This is a genomic window from Clostridium folliculivorans (assembly GCF_024341905.1).
Classification (GTDB): Bacteria; Bacillota; Clostridia; order Clostridiales; family Clostridiaceae; genus Clostridium_AR; species Clostridium_AR folliculivorans.
Map to the genome: position 1 here is coordinate 327983 of NZ_BQXY01000001.1, position 26626 is coordinate 354608.

The 26626-nt window shown below is 32.4% G+C and carries 14 protein-coding genes; 13 read left to right on the top strand and 1 reads right to left on the bottom strand.

The window, feature by feature from the left end:
- The first annotated feature begins 1 nt into the window (after position 1).
- The 7 genes from OCU55_RS01505 to OCU55_RS01535 all read left to right on the top strand — a co-directional run bounded on the left by OCU55_RS01505 (position 2) and on the right by OCU55_RS01535 (position 16953).
- A complete protein-coding gene (locus tag OCU55_RS01505) occupies positions 2 to 166 on the top strand; it encodes a hypothetical protein (RefSeq protein ID WP_261850551.1) in 165 nt (54 codons plus the stop codon).
- Positions 167 to 787: 621 nt separating this feature from the next.
- A complete protein-coding gene (locus OCU55_RS01510; RefSeq protein WP_261850552.1) occupies positions 788 to 9958 on the top strand; it encodes a carbohydrate binding domain-containing protein in 9171 nt (3056 codons plus the stop codon).
- A 447-nt stretch (positions 9959 to 10405) separates the two neighbouring features.
- Positions 10406 to 11446 carry a PocR ligand-binding domain-containing protein gene (locus OCU55_RS01515; RefSeq protein WP_261850553.1) on the top strand — a complete coding sequence of 347 codons (1041 nt, stop codon included), beginning with the start codon at positions 10406 to 10408 and terminating at the stop codon, positions 11444 to 11446.
- Between the two features lie 434 nt (positions 11447 to 11880).
- Complete coding sequence (locus tag OCU55_RS01520) at positions 11881 to 12795, top strand: AEC family transporter (RefSeq protein ID WP_261850554.1); 915 nt, start codon at positions 11881 to 11883, stop codon at positions 12793 to 12795.
- Positions 12796 to 13099: 304 nt separating this feature from the next.
- Positions 13100 to 13378, top strand: a complete 279-nt coding sequence (locus OCU55_RS01525; RefSeq protein ID WP_261850555.1) for a hypothetical protein — start codon at positions 13100 to 13102, stop codon at positions 13376 to 13378.
- Between the two features lie 493 nt (positions 13379 to 13871).
- Complete coding sequence (uxaC, locus tag OCU55_RS01530) at positions 13872 to 15272, top strand: glucuronate isomerase (RefSeq protein WP_261850556.1); 1401 nt, start codon at positions 13872 to 13874, stop codon at positions 15270 to 15272.
- Positions 15273 to 15597: 325 nt separating this feature from the next.
- On the top strand, positions 15598 to 16953 hold the full coding sequence (locus OCU55_RS01535; RefSeq protein ID WP_261850557.1) for a glycoside-pentoside-hexuronide (GPH):cation symporter: 1356 nt from the start codon (positions 15598 to 15600) through the stop codon (positions 16951 to 16953).
- A gap of 522 nt (positions 16954 to 17475) precedes the next feature.
- On the opposite strand, the gene OCU55_RS01540 is transcribed toward OCU55_RS01535, so the two are convergent.
- Positions 17476 to 18366 (bottom strand): IS1/IS1595 family N-terminal zinc-binding domain-containing protein, encoded by an 891-nt coding sequence (locus OCU55_RS01540; protein ID WP_261850558.1) that lies wholly within the window; start codon positions 18364 to 18366, stop codon positions 17476 to 17478.
- 564 nt (positions 18367 to 18930) lie between these two features.
- On the opposite strand from OCU55_RS01540, the gene OCU55_RS01545 reads away from it, so the two are divergent.
- The 6 genes from OCU55_RS01545 (at position 18931) to OCU55_RS01570 (ending at position 26484) form a co-directional block, all read left to right on the top strand.
- A complete protein-coding gene (locus OCU55_RS01545) occupies positions 18931 to 19935 on the top strand; it encodes a LacI family DNA-binding transcriptional regulator (protein ID WP_261850559.1) in 1005 nt (334 codons plus the stop codon).
- A gap of 338 nt (positions 19936 to 20273) precedes the next feature.
- A complete protein-coding gene (locus OCU55_RS01550) occupies positions 20274 to 21722 on the top strand; it encodes a tagaturonate reductase (protein WP_261850560.1) in 1449 nt (482 codons plus the stop codon).
- A 23-nt stretch (positions 21723 to 21745) separates the two neighbouring features.
- The gene (locus tag OCU55_RS01555; protein ID WP_261850561.1) at positions 21746 to 23233 is read left to right on the top strand and encodes a UxaA family hydrolase; all 1488 of its coding nucleotides are present in this window, start codon (positions 21746 to 21748) and stop codon (positions 23231 to 23233) included.
- A gap of 443 nt (positions 23234 to 23676) precedes the next feature.
- Positions 23677 to 24321 carry a bifunctional 4-hydroxy-2-oxoglutarate aldolase/2-dehydro-3-deoxy-phosphogluconate aldolase gene (locus OCU55_RS01560; protein WP_261850562.1) on the top strand — a complete coding sequence of 215 codons (645 nt, stop codon included), beginning with the start codon at positions 23677 to 23679 and terminating at the stop codon, positions 24319 to 24321.
- Positions 24322 to 24361: 40 nt separating this feature from the next.
- The gene (locus OCU55_RS01565) at positions 24362 to 25309 is read left to right on the top strand and encodes a sugar kinase (protein WP_261850563.1); all 948 of its coding nucleotides are present in this window, start codon (positions 24362 to 24364) and stop codon (positions 25307 to 25309) included.
- Between the two features lie 410 nt (positions 25310 to 25719).
- Positions 25720 to 26484, top strand: a complete 765-nt coding sequence (locus OCU55_RS01570) for a MerR family transcriptional regulator (protein ID WP_261850564.1) — start codon at positions 25720 to 25722, stop codon at positions 26482 to 26484.
- Positions 26485 to 26626: the final 142 nt, after the last annotated feature.

Sequence of the window (26626 nt, forward strand, 5' to 3'; positions counted from 1 at the left end):
AATGAAATTTTTACTTTTTTTATTTATGTTAGGAAGTTGCTTTTATACTTGTACTTACGGGTTGAATTTGCTAAAAAGACATAATAATAAACTTGGCGGAATTGCTATTTTAATTCTTGCAATATTAGGAACTTTTATTCCTGGATTTGTGTTGTTTAGTAGGTAAAATTTAAAGTAACAAAACAAATCGATACTATAATTAGTATAGGTGTTTTTTATAAATGATATTTCTAAGTTAGTCCTTAAAATAGTTTAACTACTATGGCTAACTTAGATTTTTATAAATAAAGATTATATTTCATGGTGAAAAGTGCTTCTAAAAGGCTATTAGCGTAACTAGGTAAAATTGACTGCAGAAAAAATTAAACATATAAAAAAAGCACTGCATATCCAAAAAAAGTGCCGTTGTAAATGTTTAAACAGATACCTATAATTTATATGAATAATGGAACATTATGGCATATCTGCAATAATCATTGTAATTATAAATCTCAAATTAAGTTTTGCAAATAATACCTCGCACTAGTTACTCTTAACTTTATCATTATTTTATAAAGAATAGTACTTCATTAATAGTGTAATTCAATTATATCGCTTAGAATATAATGAATAAATTTCAAGAGATGCTTTAATGATGGAGAATCGTAAGTAGAATTGATGATAAAGTAATGTCATAAATATTGATCTAAGGAGGGGAAAAGCAAAAGTATAAAGTCTTTTTATTAACTGTAATCGTTTATAGTCCTAAGTTTAGAGTTGTTCAAAATCTTACTTTAGGGGGGAAAGTATGGCGGAATTATCAAAAATTAATAAGAAAAAGTCATCTAGACAGAATTTTAAGCGCTTTATCTCAATGTTTATAGCTATGCTATTTATATTAGGAGATATGGGAATTAATCCTGCATTAGTTGCAACTGTAAAGGCGTGTACTGATGATTCTAGTAGCACTACAGTAAAAAGCGTGGTTAAACCTGATGATTTTTATGTTCAAAAAGGAACCAAGCTTAATGAAATAATTGAGCTTCTTCCGGCAAAATTAAATGTGGTTATGTCAAATTATACTAAAGGTGCAGCAGAGGTAATATGGGATACAACTCATTATGTATCTCTTACAAAACCAAGCGAAAGTTATACCTTTAGCGGGATAATAAAAGGAACAAAATTAACTACAAAAATAACTGTGAATGTAGCTAATTCATATATAAAATCCATAAAGGAATTATCACAAATAGAAGTTGACAATGGCACAAAATTAGAGGAGATTGGGCTACCTAAATACGTTAGTGCTATAACAAGTGATAAAACAGTAGTATATGCTAAGGTCACTTGGGATACTTCAAATTATAATGGAAATGTGGACAAAGAAACAAACATTGAATTGAAAGGTACTGTTAGCGGATATGATAAACAGATAACTTTAAAAGTAAAAGTTGGAAGTCCCTTTGTTGTATCTGCTGTAGAACCGTCTACATTGACTGTGAAGAATGGAACTTCTTTAAGTGAGTTAAACAATACTTTGCCTAAAACTGTACAAGTTAAACTTTCCAACGGTACTAACAATTCAGTAAAGGTTTCTTGGAATACTTGTGGATATAATGGAAATGTATCAAAAGAAACTCTATATAACTTTAAAGGGGATTTGGAAGGACAAACAAAAGTTACTGCAAATATAACTGTAAAGGTAGGAAGTCCTTTTGCAGCTTCAATTGAGGAACCTAAGATGGTTACTGTTAATAATGGAACTGCACTAGATGTAGTGAAGAAACTGCTTCCTAAAACAGTAGAAGTAAAATGGTCCAATGGATATAGAAACGATGCTAAGGTTGCTTGGGACACTGCAAGTTACGACGGAAATACCGCTGTAGAAAAGATATTTACTTTTACAGGTACAGTAGAAGGAACAACTAAGACTACAGTTATAAATATTAAGGTAGGAAATCCTACTGTAGTTTCTGTGAAGAATCCTTCTTCAATAACTGTAGGAAACGGCATTTTAGATGAAGATCTACTATCTTTATTACCAAAAACAGTAGAAGTAAAAATGTCAAATGGCACAATCGGAACAGCTAAGGTTACTTGGAATATAGAAAAATATAATCCTAAGAAGACTAAGGCAGAAACCTACACTTTTAAAGGAAAGCTAGAACAATGCAAAGAAACGGCTGAAATAATAGTATATGTGAGATCAAAAAATGAAGCTCCAACAATAGTATCAATTATTAATCCAGCTTCAGTTAATGTTGCAAATGGAACACCAGCAGCTGATTTACAACTTCCAAAGACAGTTAATGTAAATCTATCAAATAGAACTGTAGGAACAGCAAATGTAAGCTGGGATACCTCAACCTATAACGGAAATGTATCTGGAGTGCAAGCATTTATTCTTCAAGGAACAGTTGAAGGAACTACTACTAAAGCAAGTATAACTGTAAATGTTGGTGCCCCTTATGTGATTTCAGTAGCAGCTCCAGCTGCAATATATATTGATAATGGTACAGCACTTCAAAATCTACCTTTACCTGAAACCGTTGAGGTTACTTTATCAAACGGGATAAAGGTAAGTGTTAAAGCAACATGGGATAGTTCAAATTATGATGGAAATGTTTCAAAGGCAACTCAATATGTATTTAATGGAACTCTAGAAGGAACAGATAAGACAACTTCTATAGAAATAAATGTAGCAGCTCCAAAAGCTCCTGAGGATCCATGGTCTCTTGTATGGTCGGATGAGTTCGATGGTACAGGAAGTAACCTTGATACAAACGGAGTGGATCTAAGTAAGTGGGCATATCAGAATGGAACTGGTGCTGAATACGGCTTAGATGGATGGGGAAATAATGAACAGGAGTACTATACAAAGGATAATATTAAAGTACAAGATGGTAATTTAGTTATACAAGCAAAGAATGATGGTAGAAATGGAAAGCCATATACTTCAGGAAGACTTTGGACAAATCCTACCTTTGACAAAACTTATGGAAAGTTTGAAGCAAGAATAAAGATGCCAAAAGGAGAAGGATTATGGCCAGCCTTCTGGATGATGCCAAAGGACTCTGAATATGGAACCTGGGCATCTTCAGGAGAAATAGACATAATGGAAGCCAGAGGACGTCTTTTAGACCAAGTAGAAGGAACTCTACATTATGGTAAAACATGGCCTAATAATAAGTCTACTGGAAATCATTATACTTTCCAAAGTGGACAGGATATAACAGGATATCACACTTACTCAATAGAGTGGGAACCAGGCGAAATGAGATGGTATGTAGATGGAAATCTATATCAAACTACTAGCAACTGGTTCAGTCAAGGAGAAAATCAACCAGATAAATATGCTTATCCAGCACCATTTGATAAGGATTTCTATATGATTTTAAACCTTGCAGTAGGTGGAAACTTTGATGGTGGAAGAGTACCAGCAGCATCAGATATTCCTGCAACTATGTCAGTTGATTACGTAAGAGTTTATGATCTCACTGGAAGACCATATAAGGCTCCAGTGGAACCTGTAATGGAAAAAGACAATCTTCCAGATGGTTCTAAAGTAGCCGTAGATGGAAACTATGTCTACGACACAAATTATGAAAAAGGTTTTACTGATATAACTTCAGATACACAATCTTTAGATAATACTTATTGGAACTTTGTACACCAGAGTCAATTTGGTGGAGCTGGTTCTGTATCAGTAGATACAATAAACAACAATAAGTATGCAAAAGTAGATATAACTAATGCTGGTTCACAAGTTCACTCAATTCAAATGATACAAAAAGTAGCTTTAGCGAAAGGAAGATACTACAAGTTAAGCTTTGATGCAAAATCATCAGCTGCTAGAACTATGGCTGTGAAATTTGGCGGAGATGCAAGTCGTGGTTGGCAAGTTTACTCTGATAACTTTAATGTAAACTTAAAAAATGAATTACAGAGTTATGCATTTACCTTCCAGATGCAGGCGAATACTGATCCATTGGCAAGGTTAGAGTTTAATATGGGGCTTAATACAAACTCAGTTTGGGTAGGAAATGTTAAACTTGAAGAAATTAATTCTTTAAATGATCAAGATGCTCCTAAGGAACCTTTAAAGGACGGCAATCATGTGTACAATGGAAGTTTTGATCTTGGCACTATGGATAGAATGGAATATTGGCATCTTCAAAACCTAGGAAGCTCTTCAGTGGCATCTGTTGATCCAAATACAAGAGAGCTTCAAGTCGCAATATCAAATGGAGGATATATTGCTGATTCTATAAATCTTCTTCAAAAAGGAATGAATTTACTCCCTACTGATAAGTATAAGGTTACCTTTGATGGTAGAGCGGGAGCAGCTAGACAGATTAAAGTAGCTCTCGTAAGTAAGGATGGAAGAACAAACTACTCTGGTGATCAAACCATAGATTTAACTAATACTATGGGAGAAAAATCCTTTGAATTTACTATGCCAAATGTTACTGATACAGAAGGGCAGTTAGTATTTAAATTAGGTTTAGGTTCTGAAACAGTTTATCTTGATAATGTAAAGATGGTTCGATTAACTAATAACAACACAGGCGAGCTTTCATTAAGTGATCAGTTTCCACTTAAAAATGGTGACTTCTCAAACGGAATGACAAAATGGACTGATTTTGTACAAGGTAGATATGACGGATGGGATAAGGTTTCATCAGCAAAAGTGGAAAATGGTCAATTAAAATATCTAGTTTCAAGTATAGGCAATAACCCATGGGATGTAATGCTAATGCAAAATGACTTCCAACTATATAAGGGTAAAACCTATGTTGTATCTTTAGACATTAGATCAACTATGCCAAGAACTGTTGAGGTTGTGGTTGATGCTAATGGAAACAGATATCTATCTAAGAATGAAAGTATATCAACAACTACTAAAACCTTAAATTATGAGTTGACGTTGGATTCAGATATGCTAGCTTCTTTTAAGCTATTACTAGGTAAGGTTGATGGAACAGTAAACAATGTTTCACATGAGGTTTATGTAGATAATGTAAGAGTAGAAGAAAAGGGAGCAAGAGAAAAAGCATTTCCACTTAAAAATGGATATTTTACAGATGGAACAACTAACTGGAATGAATTTGTACAAGGAAGATATGATACATGGGATAACGAATCTAAATATTCAGTTGAAAATGGCGGCATGAAGTTCCATGTTTATAGTGCGGCTAACAATCCATGGGATGTAATGCTTTATCAAGAAAGTTTAGCTTTATCGAAGGGAAAGACTTATACAGTATCCTTTAATGCTAGATCAACTACTCCAAGATTAATAGAGCTTACTACAGAAAATTCTAGTTACACTCGTTATTTAGATAAGATGGTTAAGCTAGAAGACTACGTTCAGACTTATAGCTATGAATTTACTATAGATAAAGATGATGTAGCAGGTCTAAAGTTCTTATTAGGTAAGGTAGATGGTCTTGGTGAAATAGGTATTCATGATGTTTACATCGATAATGTAAGATTTGAAGTGAAAGGTGCAAAGGATGCAACAGGAGAATTAGCAGAAACAGCTGATAATATTCACTTGCCAGCTGCTCCAGCTTTATCACCAGATGCAGATAGGAATGAACTTGGCCAAGATATAAAATTAACTTTTGGTGACAACTCTGCATGGAGAAATGCTATAACAGCTTTGACTATTGATGGAAATACTATAGACAGCAGTAAATACACAGTAGATGCTGGTGCAATAACTATAAAATCAGATCAATTTACAGCAGAAAAAGCTTATGTTATTGATGTAAAAGCTACTGGATTTGAAAGAGCTGAAGTTACTCAAACTATCCAAGCCAAGAGTGATTGGACATTATCCTGGGATGATGAATTTGATGGTTCAGGTACTAATGTTGATACCAATGGTGTTAACTTAGATAAATGGGCATATCAAAATGGAACTGGAGCTGAATATGGAATAGACGGCTGGGGAAATAACGAAAAAGAGTATTATCAAAAAGACAATATAAAAGTTGAGAATGGTAACTTAGTAATAGAAGCAAAACCAGAAGCTAAAAATGGTAAGACATATACTTCTGGAAGACTATGGACTAGTCCAACTTTTAGTCAGCAATATGGAAAGTTCGAAGCTAGGATGAAGCTTCCTAAAGGTCAAGGTTTCTGGCCAGCCTTCTGGATGATGCCAAAGGATTCTGCTTATGGAACTTGGGCTTCTTCTGGAGAAGTAGATATTATGGAAGCTAGAGGTCGTGTGCCTGATAGTATAGCTGGTACACTCCACTACGGAAAGCCATGGCCAAATAATAAATCTACAGGAGCAACTTATAACTTCCCTACAGGTCAAGATATAACAGGGTTCCACACTTATTCAGTAGAATGGGAGCCAGGTGAAATAAGATGGTATGTAGACGGAAATCTATATCAAACTACTAACAATTGGTTTAGCCAAAGTGCAGGTCAGCCAGATAAGAACGCTTATCCAGCACCATTTAATAAGCCATTTTATATAATCTTAAACTTAGCTGTTGGTGGAAACTTTGATGGAGGAGTTGAACCTTCTGCAAGTGATTTCCCAGCAAAGATGGAAGTAGATTATGTACGTGCTTATGACTTAACTGGAAGACAATATAAACAGCCAGTAGAACCAATATTAACAAAAGATACTTTACCAGCTGATGCAAAGCAGCCGATAGACGGTAACTATGTTCATGATGTTAGCTTCAATCAGCCAATTACAGAAGTTACTACAGGAAGCTTAAATCCTGAGAACTGGAACTTTGTACACGTGCCAGATGCTGGTGGAGCAGGGGATGTATCCATAGATACAATTAATAGTGAAAGATTTGCGAAGGTTAATATAACCAATGTGGGTACACAAAACTATGCATTACAGCTTATTCAAAATGTTGCATTGGCTAAGGGAAGATACTATAAGCTAACCTTTGATGGCAAAGCTGCTGCTAATAGAAACATCAGTGTGAAATTTGGTGGTGGAGCAGATAGAGGCTGGAGTGCATATTCAGATAACTTTGATGTTGCACTTAAAGATTCTGTTCAAAGCTATGAATATAGGTTCCAGATGCAAGCGGATACAGATACATTAGCTAGGATGGAATTTAACATGGGAACTAATAACGCTGCTGTATGGATAGGAAATGTAAAGGTTGAAGAAGTTGATGGTCTTTACGATCCAAACGCAGCAAAAACTCCATTAGATGATGGAAACCATGTATATAATGGAAACTTTGAATTAGGCACTATGGAACGTATGGCTTTTTGGAACTTTAATACTTCTGGCGCTATAGCACAGGCTTCTGTAAACCCAGATGCAACAGAATTTAAAGCTGCTATTGATAATGGAGGAACTTCTAGAAATGCAGTTAATCTAGTTCAAAAAGGTATGAACCTTCTTCAAAGTGATTCCTATGAACTAACCTTTGATGGAAGAGCTGCTTCAGCTAGAGATATAGAAGTTAAACTGTTAAGCAAAGATGGAAGTACAGTTTACGCAACACAAATATTAAATTTAGGTACTGCTTCCTCAAAACAAACTATTGATTTTACAATGCCTCAAGGGGTAACTGATACTGAAGGACAACTTGTATTTAATATGGGTGGAACAAATGTTGATGTTTATCTAGATAATATAAAACTAATTAGAACAACTAATAATAATGTTGATTACACAGGTGTAGATCTATTCCCACTTAAGAATGGTGATTTTTCGCTTGGATTAAATGCATGGGAGCCATTTACTCAAGGAGCTAATGCAAGTTTTGATGTGGTAAACGGAGAGGCAAAAGTAGGTGTTCAAAGTTTAGGAACTGAAGCTTGGAATGTTATGCTTAATCAATCAAATATGAAATTAAGCAAGGGCTTTGAATATGTAGTATCCTTTGATGCAAGAGCTACTGTAAATCGTGATATTGAAGCTACTCTTGAAAACAGCTCCTACACCAGAAGATTTGACTCTGGGTTTATAGCTCTTACACCACAAACTAAGCATTTTGAGTATAGTTTCAAGATGACAGTTGATGATGTATTAGCACTTAAATTTATCCTTGGGAAAACACCACAAGGTGCTGTAGGAGATGTATTTATAGACAATGTTGTACTTCAAGTTAAAAATGCACCAGTGAAAAAACCACCTATGCTAGGGGCAGACTCAACTAATAATAATGCAGGGCAGCCAATTGATATTATTTTTGGTCAAGATGATGCTTGGGCTAATGCAATAACTGCAGTAAAGATAAATGATGCGCTTATTGAAAAGAGTAAATATACTTTATCCTCAGGAAAGCTTACTCTAGCACCAGAATTATTTACTTCAGAGGGAAGCTACAATATTTCAGTGGAAGCTAGTGGATACGCAAATACTTCAGTTACTCAAAAGATATTCCCAAGCAGCGGTAATCTAGTATTAAATGGAGATATGTCGCTTGGAGATGTAAACTGGAACTTCTGGAACAATGCTCCGGATTGGTCAAGTTATACTATTGCAGATGGAGTAGCTGATATAAAGATTAATTATCATGGAGCTAAGGATGATGAGTGGGGTGTTCCATTTAGCTGGTCAACTCAGTTTGCACAAAAAGGAATACAACTTTCTGCAAATAAAACTTATGAGCTTAGCTTTAAGGCATGGTCTACAGTTAATCGTCCAATTATAGCAGAAATGACAAACTACAACGGAAGTCCTAAGGTTAACTTTAACATTACTTCAGATAAAGATGCAGTTTATAAATATACATTAAAACCAACTCAAGATACAAATATGAATTTAACTTATCTTTTAGGCTATATCGAAGATGGAACTAATGTAACTCCTAGTGGAGAGCATCATGTATTTATTGATGATGTATCTATAAAAGAAGTTAAAGTATCAGTAGATAAAACAGCACTAGTTTCAAAGATAAATGAAGCACAAAGCAAGGTGCAGGCTGACTATACTCAAGCATCTTGGCAGACACTACAAAATGCCTTATCAAATGCAATTGCAGTTAATGCTAAAACTGATGCAACTCAAGCAGAGGTAGACAGTGCTGTAGCAAGCCTAACAACAGCTATAAATGGATTGGTTAAAAATTCGCCAGTACCACCAGTTACGGGTACAAACATTGCATTAAATAAGATTGCGGCTGCTTCATCAAATATAAAGCCAGCTCAGAATGCTCTTGATGGAGACAAGGGTACAAGATGGGAGTCTGAGTTTAACGACAACCAATGGATATCAGTATATTTAGGGGGAGTATATAGTTTAGATAAGGTTTTACTAAACTGGGAAGGTGCCTACGGAAAAGAGTATAAGATTCAAGTTGCTTCAGTTATGAATCCAACAGAAGCTGATTGGAAAGATGTTTATACTGAAAGCAATGGTGATGGTGCTATTGATGAAATCTCTATGAATAAGGTTGAGGCAAGATATGTAAGAATGCTTGGAATAAAGAGAGCATTGCCTTATGGATATTCATTATGGGAATTTGAAGTATATGGTACTCAGGTAGGGGATTTAGATCCAGTAGTTGCTACCAAAACTTTATATTTAACTACAGGAGGAAAATTATCATTGACTCCAGGTACTAGTGAAGCTAAAGATGTATTGCTACAAGATCAAACTCATGTAGAATATACCATAGACAATTTAAACGGAAGCTATAATAAGAATGGAAATACTTCTGCAGAACTATATCTTAATGGTTTAGCAGTAGGTGAAGGTATAAAGGGAGATATATCCTATGACTTTGACGGCGACGGTGTAGTAGATAGGGTTGAAAGTCTAGATATGATGCCAACAGATGGAGCAGTGAATAGTGGAAGTTACGAAAACTTTAAGAGAGCTTCTTCCTTTGTATCTGGATCAGAGTATAAGGATTTTACAAACGGAAAGGTTAAAGTAAGTCTTTATATATTATTTGGTACAGGTAATGGAGAAGTAAAGGTTAGCGCTCCAACAAACTCATCAAATATTGTATTACCATATGGAATAAATTAAATATTATCAAAACAAATTAAGAGGTTGCATGCAGATTGAAAGGGTTTGTATGCAATCTCTTTTTGTCTTGTTCTGTAACATTGACATTAAAATTTTAACAATATTCTTAAATATAGGATTAAGTTAAAGTGTATAAAATAGATCTCGGATTGAAGTAGTTCATCCGCTCAGAGGAGTAGATATCCTAGTTACATGAATTTAAAATATATTAGAAGTGATTTTAACTACTAATAGTAATTTAGATTTTATATGGAACTGATTTATCTATAGATGAACTTTATACACTTAAATGAAATGTTTCCATAAATTTTATAGGATATTTATCGAAAAGTACCTTAATAAAATATAAAAATCACATAAGTAGTTGATAGATATGTACGATAATATAACTAGGGATATATAAAAATAGTGGATAATAAAATTTAGGGGAATTATTGGAGGTTTTTTATGATTAAGAGATTAAATAATGGGGAATTGGATCTTGAAGCTTTAGAAATAAGTGATGTAATAGATCTTAAACTATTGCAGACATTTCAGGATAATTTTGCTACGGGTATGAATATTGCAAGCGTAACAGTAGACAGAAATGGAACACCGGTTACAAAACCTAGTTCTTATACGAATTTCTGTATTAATTTAACACAATCAACTGGTGTTGGTGAGAGCAGATGTGCTCAGTCTCATAAAAAAGGTGGAGAGGAAGCAGCAAGAACTGGAAGACCTTATATTTACAAATGTCATGCTGGATTAATTGACTTTGCAGCACCAATAATGATAGATGGGCATTTAATAGGAACAATTTTAGGTGGACAAATTCTAACCTCAAGTCCAGAGGAAAAAAGCTTTAGAGAAACTGCTTTGGAAATAGGGGTTAATCAGGATAAATACGTTGATGCAGCAAGAAATGTTTATATGACTAAAGAGGAAAACGTAAAATCAGCAGCAGAAGTTTTATTTATAGTAGCTAACTCATTATCAAGAGCTGGATATGAACAACTTGTGCTAAGCAATATGTCACAAGTGCTTTCAGAAAACTTTAGTCAAATATCAGCTACTATGGAAGAGTTAAATGCAACTTCTGCAAACGTAGCAAATAATCAGCATAATCTAAATGATGAGATAACAAATGTGAAAAATATCTCTATAGAAATAAATACTATATTGGATTCGATAAAGAGTATTGCAGATCAAACTAGAATGCTTGGATTAAATGCTGCAATAGAAGCTGCGAGAGCAGGTGAGGCAGGAAGAGGCTTTGGAGTAGTAGCTACAGAAATAAGAAAACTCTCTCAAAATTCAAAGGAAACAGCCTTCATGATAATGGATCTTACAGGAAAGATACAAGAATCTGTGGATAGAACAATGGAAACTTCAAATGCTACTCTCGAAAATGCAGAGCAACAATCAGCAGCAATGGAAGAAGTTACTGCTAGCTTAACTGAAATAGCTACCTTAGCAGATGAATTAAATACAATGACTAATAAATAAGGAGCTCTTGTTTAGAACCTTTTTGAAATTAATTGGTTATGCATCCAATGATTTAATTCTAGTTGCTCGCTCATATAGCATCTCCTGCATAATCAATTAATTTTAATAATCTTATTAAATATAGATATAAATAAAAGTATGAATAATATGATAGTTCAAGTGTAAAGTATTGCCATAATTCTAAGGAATTCTGGCGATATTTTTTTGCTATATAAATAAGCCTATTGCTATGGATAAGTTAGTTCTAAATAAAGTCTATTTACCAATTAAAACATAATTAATAGTTAAAATGATTGAAGTAGTTTATCAGTTCAGCGGAACAAATAGTTGTTTCAGATTTTGAAAAAATATTGCTTATAGGTCAATAAATCTTTATTGTTTTAGATAAGTGTTTTGTAATGAAAGTTTTTAGAATATGGAGTTGAGTTGAAGCGATGGATCAAGTTCTAATTAAAGCAGCAGGTTATATATTTATCATAATAATTAGTTATTTATTAAAACGGAAAGGATTATTTGATTTTAAAGACCAACGTACTATAATGAAACTCATAATGAATATAACTCTTCCTGCTGCTGTTATAGCAGCATTTGCAAATTTTGAAAAAGATACACGACTGATTTCTATAACGGTTATAGGTTTATGCATGAACTTGATCATGAGTGGTATAGGATATTTAGTTGCACTAAGAAAAAGCAGAAAGGATAGAGCCTTCAATATCATAAATTATTCCGGTTACAATATAGGTACGTTTGCTATGCCATATCTACAAAGCTTTTTAGGAAGTCTTGGGATTGTAGTTGCGTGCCTATTTGATGCAGGAAATGCTATTATGTGTACAGGAGTTACCTATGCAATAGCATCTCAAGTAACAAGTAAAGAAAAGTTCAATGTTAAGGATTTTCTTCATAAAATATTTTCATCTGTGCCTTTTGATGTATATATTGTTATGCTTTTTTGTTATTTTACTGATATTAGGTTTCCTAAGGCTGTGTATAGTATAGCAAGTTTAATCGGCAATGCTAATGCTTTTTTAGCTATGTTCATGATAGGATTGTCTTTCGAAATTGTATTCGATAAAGGTATTTTAAGACAAGTGTGGACATCACTTTTCATACGTTACTCAATTAACTCAGTTATAGCATATTTATTCTATAAATATAGTCCGTTTACTAATGAAGTAAAAACTATAGTAGTATTAATAATGTTTGCTCCTATGTCAGCACTAAACGTGATTAATACCATAAAATGTGGTGGGGATAAAGAAAAGTCAGGTCTTTTGAATTCATTATCTATTGTAATAAGTTTAACTATTATAACCATTCTAGTTATAAAGCTAAACTTGAAATAAGAAAACTATATGAAGTAGTATGTCTATAAAATAAATTTTATGGATGTAGCGTTTCATGAAAAAAATTGTATTTTTAAATTATATTACCAGAAGCCGTGAGAGTTTTAAAAATAGACTTCGGGCTGAAATTGTACATCTTTAAATAAATCCCCATTAATATACTAATTATAGTTTCATTTACTTGTGATAAGTAAGAAATAAATACACAAGATATAATTCGTAAGTCAAATAAAAAGGTGAGTATGACTTTAATAAATTTATTAGACTTACTAAAAAATTGCAAGTAGAAAAGGAGACTAAAATTATGATTACTAATAAGAATGGGGTACAAGAGACTAAAAAATTAAATCAACAATCAAGACAAGGACAAGGCGGAATGACTAGTTCTGCTGGTAGCACAAATGCTAATAGTCCAGAAATTCAGGAAGCAAAACAATTAAATCAGCAATCAAGTCAAGGAAGCATGTCAAGTTCAGCTAGTGGAACTGCATCATTTAACTCAGGAACTTCAGGATCAATGAGCAGTGGGGTAGAAGAAGCAAAGCAATTAAATGAACAATCTAGACAAAATAAAGGTAAGTAGTAATATGAAGATTTAGTTGTTAAGATACAATATGGAATAGTAGTGGATTGGATGAAATAAGAAATGCACCAATAAAATCAATAAAAAGTTTTATAACTTTCTATTGCTTTTCACAAGAGACTTAGAAAATTTGAGTTATATTTTGTGGTGCATGTATTTAAGCTGGTAGGTATAAATAGTATACCTACCATTTTTATTGCATGCGGAAGTATAATGAAGAAAGAGCATGGCTTTGAGGCAAAGAAATTTTATAAATACTATATTGAATATTTTTACATAGATGTATAAACGAGAAGCGCTAAAAAGTACCGTAAACCATACAAACTAATACTAATAAATGCATTTATAAAAAATAGTGAATAATTTCACAAAAATTTTGTTCACGTGAACATTTTCCTATTGTATTCTTTTAAGAAAACGATTATAATAACATTGTAAGTGATTGTTCACGTGAACAATTTATAAAAGTTAAATGAAAAGTAAGGTGATTATTATGAAAAAATTTATGGATGAGAATTTTCTATTATCAAATGAAACAGCAGTAAAATTATTCCATGATTATTCAAAAAATATGCCAATCATTGACTATCACTGCCATTTAAACCCTAAGGAAATTTATGAGAATAAAAGATTTAAAAATATAACTGAAGTTTGGTTATACGGGGATCATTACAAGTGGAGAGCAATGAGAAGTAATGGAGTAGATGAAAACACTATAACTGGAGATGCAAGTGACTATGATAAATTTTTAGCATGGGCAAAGACATTGCAAGTTGCTATAGGAAATCCACTTTATCATTGGACTCACTTAGAGCTTCAAAGATTCTTTGGAATCTATGAACCTTTAACTGAAAAAACTGCTCCTCAGATATGGGACAAGGCTAATGAGATACTAAATGCTGGTGATTTTGCAGCAAGAGACTTAATTAAAAAGTCTAATGTAAAAGCAATATGTACAACTGATGATCCAGTTGATTCGCTTGAGTATCATATAAAACTTAAAGAAATTAAAGATTTTGACGTAAAGGTTTTACCAACTTTTAGACCAGACAAAGGAATAGAAATAAATAGAGCTACATTCTTACCATGGGTTAAGAAATTAGAAGAAGTATCAGGTAAAGTAATAAATGATTATGAAGTATTCTTACAAGCTTTTGAATCAAGAGTTGAATTCTTCCACTCAGTTGGATGTAGAGTATCAGATCATGCTTTAGATACAGTAGTGTATGCAGATTCGACTAAAGAAGAAGCAGCAGAAATATTTGCAAAAGCATTAAAAGGTGAAGCAATTAGTTTTGAAGAAGAAAAGAAGTATAAAACATTCACTTTAGGTTTTGTAGCTAAGATTTATCATAAATTAGGATGGGCAATGCAACTTCATATTGGTGCTCTTAGAAATAATAACACAAGAATGTTTAATAAATTAGGAGCTGACACTGGATTTGATTCAATCAATGATGGACAAGTAGCAGAAGCACTTTCAAGATTCTTAGATTCATTAAATAGAGAAGATTTACTTCCAAAGACTATATTATATACATTAAATCCAAAAGATAACTATGTTCTTGGAACAATGCTTGGAAACTTCCAAGGTGGCGGAATACCAGGAAAGATACAATTTGGTTCTGGCTGGTGGTTTAACGATAGTATAGATGGAATGACTCAACAAATGAAATCCTTAGCTAACTTAGGACTTTTAAGCAGATTTGTTGGAATGCTTACAGATTCAAGAAGTTTCTTATCATACCCAAGACATGAGTATTTCAGAAGAATAGTATGTAATCTTATTGGCGAATGGGTTGAAAATGGGGAAGTTCCACATAATATAGAACTTTTAGGAAGTATAGTTCAAGATATATCATATAGAAATGCTAAAGAATACTTTAACTTATAGAAATAAGTAGTAAAATTTGCATAAAGTTGTTAACGTGTGCAAAGGCGATGATATTATTGCATGCGTTAACCACAATACATACACTTATGAAAATCAATAATCTAGAGTTTTAAGATAAAGATATCTAAAGGTTTTGCTGTAAACGTTATTGAAAAACGTATAAACAATATAAACCAAATATAAATTAAACCAATAAAATAATCAAACAATATAAGGTTAGTAAAGCATTTTACAAAAAAATTGCATAAGAGGGCTTAAGCAATTAAATCAAAAAGGTATTTATAAAATTTATTTTAATAATAATATTAAGAAAGAGGTAACTAGTATGAGTAAATTAACGTTGAAAGAAAAAATTTCATACGGTTTAGGTGATTTTGGTAATGGTTTCATGTTCGACTTAGGTCAGGCTTACTTGCTAAAGTTCTACACAGACGTTTGTGGAATAGCATCAGCTGCAGCAGGAGGAATATTCTTATTCACAAAAGTATTTGATGCATTTATGGATCCAATAGCAGGTATAGCAATAGATTCAAGAAAGAATATAGGTAAAAATGGAAGATTTAAACCAGTTATGTTCTTATCAAGTATACTACTTGCGATACTTACTGTAATAACATTTACAACACCAATGGGAGCAACAGCTCATCAAAGATTGATATATGGATACGCTACATACATGATATGGGGACTTCTGTATTCATTTACTAACGTTCCTTATGGTTCATTAGCTTCAGTTATGACTCAAGATGTTCAAGATAGAGCTAATCTAGCTTCTTTTAGACAAGCGGGTTCAGTTTCAGCTCTATTAATAACAGGTGTAGTATTTATGCCAATAGTAACATCTTTTTCTAACACAAAAATAGGTTTCCCTATAGCAGCAGGTATAATGTCTTTAGTAGGTGTAATATCTTTCTTCATAACTTTCAAGAATACAAAAGAAGTTGTAGAAGTTAAGAGAAGTGCTGAAAAGATAAGACCTAAAGATTTTGCAACAGCAGTATTTACAAACAAGCCACTACTTACTTTAATACTTATGACTGTATTCTCAATATCAGCTTACAACATTAAGACTGCAATGATGGTATATTTCACTCAATACTATCTTGGAAACGCTGCACTTTTAGCTAGAACTAACTTCTTTACTATAGGTAGTTCAATAATTGCAATACTTTTCATACCTACATTAGTAAAGAAATTAGGAAAGAAGAGAACAGCAATACTAGGATTCTCAATGGCTTTCATAGCTGATGGATTAAACTTTATATTACCAGTTCACATAGTTCCATTTACAATACTTATGGCTATATCATTTATAGGAATAGCACTACCAAACGGTGTTACATGGGCATTCGTTTCAGACGTTATCGATTACGGTGAATGGCATACAGGTGAAAGAAGAGAAGGTATAACTTACTCAGCATTTAACTTCTCAAGAAAGATAGCTCAAGCGATAGCAGGATCTCTTTCAGGTTTTGGTTTAGCATTAATAGGATATGTTCCAAACGTAAAACAATCAGCTCAAACATTATTAGGAATGAAGGGATTATTAATGTTATATCCTTGTATAGCTTTAATAATAGCTGCAATAGTGCTTGGAGTATTATACGGATTATCAGATAAGAAGTACAAAGAAATCGTTACTGATCTTCAAGCTGGAAAGTACGAATCAAGCAAAGCATAATAATTTAATTAATATAATGTATATAATTTAATCAATTATTGCTTAAAACTACAATCTCATAGATAAGCTCAGTATGTAATACTTGAATAAATATTATAGATTTAAATTCTATAAAAATCATGTGAAAAGCAAGTACTTATAATAAATAGGTACTTGTTTTTTATTTATATATAAGGTCTAATAAGTTTTATTTATAAAAGTAACGTAGTAAATACACTTTAATCTATTAATTGATGAATCAAAATAAATAGAACTTACAGATCTATTTATCGCAAGCTCTATGCTTATATTATATTTTTTCTATATACAATTATTTATTAATTAAATGTTGTTAAATATTTATATGTGTAGATGGACAACCTTATTATCAACTTTATATTTTTTAAAGTTTCTTCTCCGAACCTAATACAGTGTTAAAACAGTTTACGAAAAGAACTGCATGTCTTCACAATTACTTCAGAGTAAATTAGCTGCTTTACAATCTTGTCAATTTCTTCAGAATTATATTAACTTATAATTTCTTTAAAAAAGCGAACTTGTAATTCTTATCTCATCCGTTCTTATAAATCTATTTCCTTTAAACAATCTATCATATATTAGGTCCATATAATCGATAACCTTATCCAAATTCATGATTATGAAAAAACTAAGATATCTTTGAAGGTACTTTGAGGCCACTCCATGGAAAATTGATAGCCATTTTTTTAAATTTGGCCAAAGATATTTTATTCTATACTCAGCATCTACCTTAATGGATTTATTTCTATTATGTCTTATCGCCACCGATTTAATATATCTGTCTCCATACGCAGCAATGTATGATTTCTCTTCTATTTTAGAATAAACTTTCTCATTGAAAACTTCTCGATTCCACCAATGCTTAAATATTGGTTTTATAAACATAGAATCTTCTTGTCCTTTTGCACCGATAACCCAAATATCCTCTCTTGGAGTTGCTGAGGCTATTATTTCTGCATTTCTACACCCTTTAAGGTTTTCTTTTATAATAACTTTCCCTACATGTACGACTCCTGATAAACTACCTGGAGTTGAGTCTAGGCTTAGCGCTTGAAGTATTTTATGTCTCCAATAAAAAGCTGTCCCAATACTTATATTTAACTTCTCAGCACAAAATTTTAAGGTTTTATTTTCGGTCATTAATTCAGTAAATTCCATCCAAGTTCTAGTATTCTTTTTTGAATAACTCCACAATGAATTAGTTGCGCGTGAAAAAGTTTTATCACACACTTTGCATTTATATCTTTGAATTCCGTTATAAAAACCATATTTAATATGCCAAGTTGACCCACAAATTGGGCAAGATTCCACAACTCTATCTTTATAAAAATCTCTTTTTAGAACATCATTAGTATGCAAATTAAATTTTTTCAATTCAGCATCGTGCTGTAGCAAAAGGAACACCTCTCTAATAAAACTTAATAATTAGGCTATCCTCTTAATGCTTGCCACATATTCATGTTTTTAATCATTACCAACATTTATTTAACAAATAATTTTATACTAAAAAACTCATTGAAGTTATCTTCTTCAATAAGTTTTTTTGAGCATAAGCCTTTTTTTAAACATAAGTTTGAGATATTCTTTCAGTAGAATAAGTTTTATTACGAAGTGGTACATCCATATAATGAAGCAAATTAAATAGAACTTATATATTAAAATTAATACTTTTATACTACATAATTAGAAGGGGGAAGAGGTTTAGAAGCAGGTTTTTATATTTCATATATTGACATGGCTTTATAATGTTGTTAACCTAAAGCTTGATATGGTTTATAAAATGATATTAAAATAAATTAGTTGTATTTATAAAGAAATTAAGAGATACATGGTATTAATAAAATCTTTTAGTGTAGATACCTTACAAGAGCGATAGCTTAGAGGAAGGGTGTACAACTTTAGTTAAGAGATGTTTTTTGAGATATAAGAATTTTTATTAGAAATTAAGAAGGTGAAATTATGAGCATAACTATAAAAGATATAGCAAAATTGGCTAATGTATCGCATACCACTGTATCGAGAGCGCTAAATGATAGTCCTCTAATTAATGAAGAAACAAAAGCTAAGATCAAGGCAATAGCAGAGGAGCTTCATTATGTTCCTAACTATAGTGCAAAAAGTCTAGTTTTGGATAAGTCTTATACTATTGGATTATTCTTTTCTAGTATAAGCAGAGGAACATCTCCAAGTTTTTTCTATGAAATAGTAAGAGGAGTAAATAGTGTAATAAAGGAAAATTACAATTTAGTAGTAAGAGGTATAGACGACTACAAGGATTTTTCAGGAATTAATAATAAAAGATTTGATGGTATAGTGCTTATGAGTCAAAGTGATAAGGATAATGAGTTCATATATCATGTATGGCAAAGACAGATACCACTTATTGTTTTAAATAGAGAAATCGAAGGAAATTCCTTAATAAACATACTATCAGACGATGAAGAAGGAGCTTTTAAGGCAGCTAGTTATTTGATAGAAAACAACCATAAAGATATAGCTATCATAGAGGGAAAAGAAGAATTTAAATCATCTAAGAAGAGAAAAGATGGATTTTTAAAAGCTTTACTTAGTAATAGTATTCCAGTAAGAGGCGAATATTTGGTTAGAGGAAACTATGATATAAAGAGCGGTTATGAAGGAATGAAAAAACTACTTGATCTTCCTAACAGGCCAACAGCAGTTTTTTGTTCAAACGATGATATGGCTATCGGAGCTATAAAGGCCGTTTTTGAAAAAGGGCTTTCAGTACCTAAGGATATATCCATAGTAGGTTTCGATAACATAGGTTTTGCAGAGTATGCTACCCCTGCACTAACTACAATAAAGAGACCTATGGAAGAAATAAGTATAATAGGTGGAAGAACTATTATAGATTTGATTGACAAAAAGGACTACAAAGGTGAGAAGGTATATATAAAAACAGAACTTGTGATCAGGGAATCAGCACGTAAGCTAGAAAAGTAGTAAATATGTAGAATTTCTTAAGTGAAAAGATGTGCCAATTATAAGGACTAAAATTTATTAAATATATCTAAGAAGCGGGTAGATTTAATTGGGTTTTAGCAATATTAGGCATGTCTTTTTTATTTTGTTAAAAACACTACAAACCAATAGCGAATTAAAAAAAGCTATACTATATTTTCCACAAAATAAAGCGAGAAATATTTAAAAAAACTTATTGTTAACGTGTGCATAAGGTGATATAATATATTTGAAAAGAGAAATATATCATATCGGATTGTTAATAAAAAAATTTAAACTAATTTGCACACGTGAACAAAACGTGTATGGAGGAGTCGGAAATGAGATTAAATAAGGAAACTTTTAAAGAGTACAAACAATATCCAGAAAAAGTTTTACAATTCGGAGAAGGAAACTTCTTAAGAGCATTTGTAGATTGGCAAATAGATAAAATGAATAAAGAAGCAGATTTTAACGGTAGCGTAGTTGTAGTACAACCTATAGAATTTGGTTTAGTTGATAAATTAAATGAACAAGATGGATTATACACACTTTATTTGCAAGGAATAAAGGATGGAAAGGCTGTTAAAGAACATGAAGTTATAAACAGCATTAGCAGAGGAATAAATCCATATACCCAATATGATGAATACTTAAAAATTGCTGAAAACCCAGAATTAAGATTTATAATATCAAACACAACTGAAGCAGGAATAGCTTTTGATGAAAATGATAAATTAGAAGACAGACCACAAAAAAGCTTCCCAGGTAAGTTAACAGCTTTACTATATAACAGATTTAAGGCTTTTGCAGGAGCTAAAGAAAAAGGTCTAATAATAATACCATGTGAACTTATTGATAAAAATGGTGAAAAACTTAAGGCTATAATTCTTAAGTATGCAGAACTTTGGAACCTAGGTGAAGAATTTGTAGCTTGGATAAATGAAGCTAATACTTTCTGTGGAAGCTTAGTTGATAGAATTGTACCTGGATACCCAAGAGATTCAATAAAAGAAATAACAGAAGAATTAGGATATGAAGATAACCTAGTAAATGTTGGAGAACAATTCCACCTATGGGTAATTGAAGGACCAGCATGGATCGGAAACGAATTCCCAGTTGCAAAGGCAGGTATTAACACTATATTTGTTGAAGATATGACTCCATATAGAACAAGAAAAGTTAGAATCCTTAATGGAGCACATACATCATTAGTTCCAGTATCATATCTTTATGGACTAGAAACAGTTGGTGAATCAGTTGATCATGAAGTAATAGGAGAATTTATAAAGGGAGTTGTTTATGACGAAATAATTCCTACATTAGATCTTCCACAAGAAGAGTTAGAGTACTTTGCAGGTGCAGTACTTGAAAGATTCCAAAACCCATTTGTAAACCACTATTTAATGAGCATTGCATTAAACTCAATGTCTAAGTTTGAAACTAGAGATTTACCTTCATTACTAGAATACACAATCAGAAAAGGAGAACTTCCTAAGAAATTAGTATTCTCACTTGCTGCTTTAATAGAATTCTACAAAGGTAAGAGAGGCGAAGAAGTTATAGCTTTAGCTGATGATGCAGATATATTAGATTTATACAAAACTGCATGGGGAAGCTGTGATGGTAGTGAAGCTGGATTAAGAAGCGTTGTTACTACAGTTCTTGGATATGAAAAGAATTGGAAGATGAACTTAAATGAAGTTAAAGGCTTAACAGATGCAGTTACTTATTACCTTGCTAAGATAGAGACACTAGGAATTAAGGAAGCACTTAAAGAAGTTATGTAATTAAAAAGAAAAGAGGTAATTTCATGAAGAGTGTTCTTAAAATAAATGAAAATGATAATGTAGTTGTAGCATTGATGGACTTAGATAAAGATCAAACTATAGAAGTAGACGGAACTGTTATTACTCTAAAAGAAGATGTAAAAAGAGGACATAAAATTGCTATAAAAGAAATAGGCGTTGATGAAGACGTAGTAAAGTATGGATTTCCAATAGGGCATGCAATTACTCATGTTTTAGAAGGACAATGGATTCATACACATAACACTAAGACTAATCTTGATGGAATAAAAGATTATAGCTTCAATCAAAAACTATTAGATAACATTTATAAGAATAAAGATTTAACATTTAAAGGCTATAAGAGAGCAAACGGCAGTGTAGGAATAAGAAATGAACTTTGGATTGTTCCCACTGTTGGATGTGTAAATGGAATAGCTGAAAGAATGTTGGATAGACTTAAGAAAGAATTCGGAGAATTAGAAATAGATAATACTCTAGTGCTTAAGCATAATTATGGATGTTCACAGCTTGGTGATGACCACGTAACTACACGAACTATATTAGGTGATGCTGTAAAACATCCAAATGCAGGTGGAGTTTTAGTACTTGGTCTTGGTTGTGAAAACAATAATATGGCTGATTTCAAAAAGTCTTTAGGACAATATGATGAGAGCAGAGTTAAATTCTTAGTTTCACAAGAAGTTTCTGATGAACTAGAGGAAGGTGTGAAGCTTCTAAAAGAATTATACGAGAACATGAAAAATGACGTTAGGGAAGAAGTTCCTCTTTCAGAACTAAAAGTAGGGCTTAAGTGTGGAGGATCTGATGGATTTTCTGGAATTACTGCAAATCCTCTAGTAGGAAGATTTTCAGATTTCCTAGTAGCACAAGGGGGAACTACTATACTAACAGAAGTTCCTGAAATGTTTGGAGCAGAAACACTGCTTATGGATAGAGCTTTAGATGAAGAAGTATTTGACAAGGTAGTTCACTTAATAAATGATTTTAAAGAATACTTTATAAGATATGACCAACCAGTATATGAAAATCCTTCACCAGGAAACAAAGCTGGTGGTATTACAACTCTTGAAGATAAATCTTTAGGTTGTACACAAAAAGCTGGTACAGCTACAGTAGTGGATGTACTTAAATATGGTGAAACACTTAAAGAAAAAGGATTAAACTTATTAAGTGCACCAGGAAATGACTTAGTGGCTGCTTCTGCTTTAGCATCAGCAGGTTGCCAAATGGTATTATTCACAACTGGAAGAGGAACTCCATTTGGATCTTATGTTCCTACATTAAAGATATCAACAAATACACAATTATTTGAACTTAAACCTCATTGGATTGATTTTAATGCAGGAAGTCTTCTTGAAGATAAGAATTCAGAGGAAGTTCTTAAGGAATTCATTGACTACATAATAAGTGTAGCTAGTGGAGAACTTGCAAATAATGAAAAGAATGATTTTAGAGAATTAGCTATATTCAAAACAGGTGTAACTCTTTAGTCAAAGTGTAAATAAAGATTACGCAATTTCGTAAAATTCAAACTTAAAATAATTGACTTCTTGAATTCTCATAAGTCCTGATGAGGGTTGAAGGAATATGTTTTACACACATAAGTACATTTATAAAATATAAATTACAAAGACTATAATATAAAAAAATAAGATACACTACTCCATGTTAGAATTGATTACTTTTGACTCATCTGCCCTTTGTCTTTAAAAGTTACCAATAAAACTATGGAGTAGTGCATCATTATGAGGTTCTAAGTTCAGCTATATTTATATAGATATATTAATTCAGTTCAACAGCTATTTTCAAAATTCTTTTAGAAAGATAGAAGAATTTTGAAAATATAAGTTTTATTATGAATTATTTAAATCTATAATCAGAATTAATATAAATTTTATTACGAAGTGGTACATCCATATAATAGGAGGATTAAATGAAAAGAATACAAGTAGTACAAAAAATAACTGAATGTGGTGTTGTAGCTGTTATAAGAGCTGAATCAAAAGATCAAGCAATCAAAATTATAGATGCAGTTAAAAAAGGCGGAATAAAAGCTTTAGAAATAACTATGACAGTACCAGGTGCTGTTGAGATAATAAAAGAAATATCAGAAATCTACAAGAATGAAGATCTAATCATAGGAGCAGGAACAGTTCTTGATCCAGAAACAGCTAGAGCATGTATACTTGCAGGAGCAGAATTTATAGTAAGTCCTTATTTTGATGCAGAAACTGTTAAACTATGCAATAGATATAGAATAGCAGTAATGCCAGGAATAATGACAGTAAAAGAAGCAGTAGAAGCTCTAGAATACGGCGTTGAAGTATTAAAAGTATTCCCAGGAAATGCTTATGGACCTTCAATAATAAGTTCATTTAAAGGACCATTACCACAAGCTAACTTTATGCCAACAGGTGGTGTAAACCTAGACAACATAAAAGATTGGGTAAATGCAGGAGCTGTAGCAGTTGGAACAGGTTCCGACTTAACTAAAGGTGCTAAAACTGGTGATTATGAACTAGTTACAAAAACAGCTGCAAAGTTTGTTGAAGCATTAAGAAAAGCAAGAGAAGCTTAATCTTTAAGTAAAAGTAAATTGAGAGCAGGTGTAAGCATAGATGGAAGTATTAACTTTTGGCGAAACTATGGTGCTTTTCAATCCAGAATCTAATGGACCGTTAAGATATGTTAATAGTTTTGGTAAGTCTGTAGGTGGAGCGGATTCAAACGTGGCTGCAGCGCTTTCAAGGCTTGGACACGATGTAGCATGGTTTTCAAAATTAGGAAAAGATGAATTTGGAAGACAAATTTTAAATGTAGTAAGAGGAGAAGGTGTTGATACCTCTAGAGTTAAATTTGATGCTGAGGCAAGTACTGGTATCATGTTTAAAGAGAGAATTGGTGGAGACAATCCTAGTGTTTACTATTACAGAAAAGGTTCTGCAGCAAGCAGACTTTCTGTAGAAGATATAGACGTAGAGTATATAAAGCAAGCTAAGATAATACATATTACTGGTATAACGCCAGCGTTATCTGAAAGCGCAAGAGCAATGGTTTTTGAAGTTTTAAAAATAGCAAAAGAAAATGGTATAACAGTTTCTTTTGATCCTAATATAAGATTAAAATTATGGACTATTGAAGAAGCAAAACCAGTACTTTTAGAAATGGCTAAGATGTCAGATATAATTTTCCCTGGTGCTGATGAAGGCGGACTGCTTCTAGGCACCACAGATGAAAAAGAGATAGCTGAGAAGTTTATAGCTATGGGATCTAAAATCGTAGCTGTAAAACTTGGTGCTGATGGCTGTTATGTTGCTGATAAAGATGGAGGCGTATATGTTTCTGGCTTTAAGATAGAAAAGCTAGTAGATACTGCTGGAGCAGGAGATGGATTTGCTGCAGGATTTTTATCAGGAGTACTTAAGGGGCTAAGCTTAAGTGAGTGTGGAACTCAAGGCAACGCAGTAGGTGCAATGGCAACTCTTGTTCAAGGGGACATGGAAGCATACCCATATGAAGAGCAACTTATGACTTTTATGGGCAAGAAAAAAGTAGTAGATAGATAGAATAATACTAGACATAAACTGTAATATAAGTAGATATAAGAAAGATAGGTAAGAAGACAGATAATCCCTGAGAGGATTACGATTCTTAAGGATAAATAGTATATTATAAGAAAATGTTTTGGACGAACATGGTAAAAAAGCTTGAAGTTTTTCAGGCTTTTTTATTTTTATATTTATAATTAAAAAATTAATCAATATTTTATAAATTAAAGACTGAAATTATATATAGATAAACTACTTCAGTCATTAGACTCCAAATAAAGATTTCGATGGTTCTACGAATCTTTATTTGGATAAGTTCTAATATGAAGTAGTTTATCTATAATAAAAGATTTTAAAAATATTTCAAATTCATATTGACCTTTACGCTACGTATAAGTTTATAGTATAGATATCAGGAGGTGGTACACATGGAATATACAGTTCAAAAGTTAGCTCATTTAGCAGGTGTCAGCGCACGAACACTTAGATATTATGATGAGATTGGGATTCTTAAGCCGGCAAGAATCAATTCATCTGGGTATCGAATATATGGTCAAGAAGAGGTAAATAGATTACAGCAAATACTTTTTTACAGAGAACTTGGAGTGGAGCTAGACAATATTAAAGATATAATAACAGCACCTTCTTTTGACGGAGCTGAAGCGCTAAAAGAGCACCGTGTGAAGCTTCTTGAGAGAAAAATACAGTTAGATATTTTAATTGCAAATGTTGATAAGACCATCGAGTCTATGGAAGGGAGAATTACTATGAGTAATAAAGAAAAATTTGAAGGCTTTAAACAAAAGCTAGTTGATGATAATGAAAAGAAGTACGGTGAAGAAATTCGTAAAAAATACGGAGATGAAGCTGTTAATAAATCTAATAATAAAATAAAGAATATGACAGAAGAAGAACATGAGAAAATTACGAGACTTACAAATGAGGTTACTGAAACCTTAGCAGCAGCATTTAAGACAGGAGATCCAGCAGGAGAATTAGCTCAGAAAGCAGCTGATTTACACAAACAATGGTTATGTTTTTACTGGGATCAATACAGTAAAGAGGCCCACGCAGGAGTAGCTCAGATGTATGTAGAGGATGAGAGATTTACTCAGTATTATGACAAGGAGCAACCAGGTACCGCAGAGTTTCTAAGAGATGCTATCCTTATATATACAGGAATGAAAAAGTAGTAATATTCTTATATCAAGAGTTACAGATAAGTATATCTGTAACTTTTTTGATTTGTAAGAAAACATAAAATTTTTATGCTATATATGAAAATATAAGATTTTTAGTTGTTTGAAACTATACAATTCAATTATTATACAAAAT

Excerpts from the sequence above, each read along its gene's own strand:
- OCU55_RS01505 (WP_261850551.1), top strand. The coding sequence starts at position 2 with ATGAAATTTTTACTTTTTTTATTTATGTTAGGAAGTTGCTTTTATACT.
- OCU55_RS01550 (WP_261850560.1), top strand. The coding sequence starts at position 20,274 with ATGAGATTAAATAAGGAAACTTTTAAAGAGTACAAACAATATCCAGAA.
- OCU55_RS01535 (WP_261850557.1), top strand. The coding sequence starts at position 15,598 with ATGAGTAAATTAACGTTGAAAGAAAAAATTTCATACGGTTTAGGTGAT.
- OCU55_RS01555 (WP_261850561.1), top strand. The coding sequence starts at position 21,746 with ATGAAGAGTGTTCTTAAAATAAATGAAAATGATAATGTAGTTGTAGCA.
- OCU55_RS01510 (WP_261850552.1), top strand. The coding sequence starts at position 788 with ATGGCGGAATTATCAAAAATTAATAAGAAAAAGTCATCTAGACAGAAT.
- OCU55_RS01565 (WP_261850563.1), top strand. The coding sequence starts at position 24,362 with ATGGAAGTATTAACTTTTGGCGAAACTATGGTGCTTTTCAATCCAGAA.
- OCU55_RS01570 (WP_261850564.1), top strand. The coding sequence starts at position 25,720 with ATGGAATATACAGTTCAAAAGTTAGCTCATTTAGCAGGTGTCAGCGCA.
- uxaC (WP_261850556.1), top strand. The coding sequence starts at position 13,872 with ATGAAAAAATTTATGGATGAGAATTTTCTATTATCAAATGAAACAGCA.
- OCU55_RS01545 (WP_261850559.1), top strand. The coding sequence starts at position 18,931 with ATGAGCATAACTATAAAAGATATAGCAAAATTGGCTAATGTATCGCAT.
- OCU55_RS01525 (WP_261850555.1), top strand. The coding sequence starts at position 13,100 with ATGATTACTAATAAGAATGGGGTACAAGAGACTAAAAAATTAAATCAA.
- OCU55_RS01515 (WP_261850553.1), top strand. The coding sequence starts at position 10,406 with ATGATTAAGAGATTAAATAATGGGGAATTGGATCTTGAAGCTTTAGAA.
- OCU55_RS01560 (WP_261850562.1), top strand. The coding sequence starts at position 23,677 with ATGAAAAGAATACAAGTAGTACAAAAAATAACTGAATGTGGTGTTGTA.
- OCU55_RS01520 (WP_261850554.1), top strand. The coding sequence starts at position 11,881 with ATGGATCAAGTTCTAATTAAAGCAGCAGGTTATATATTTATCATAATA.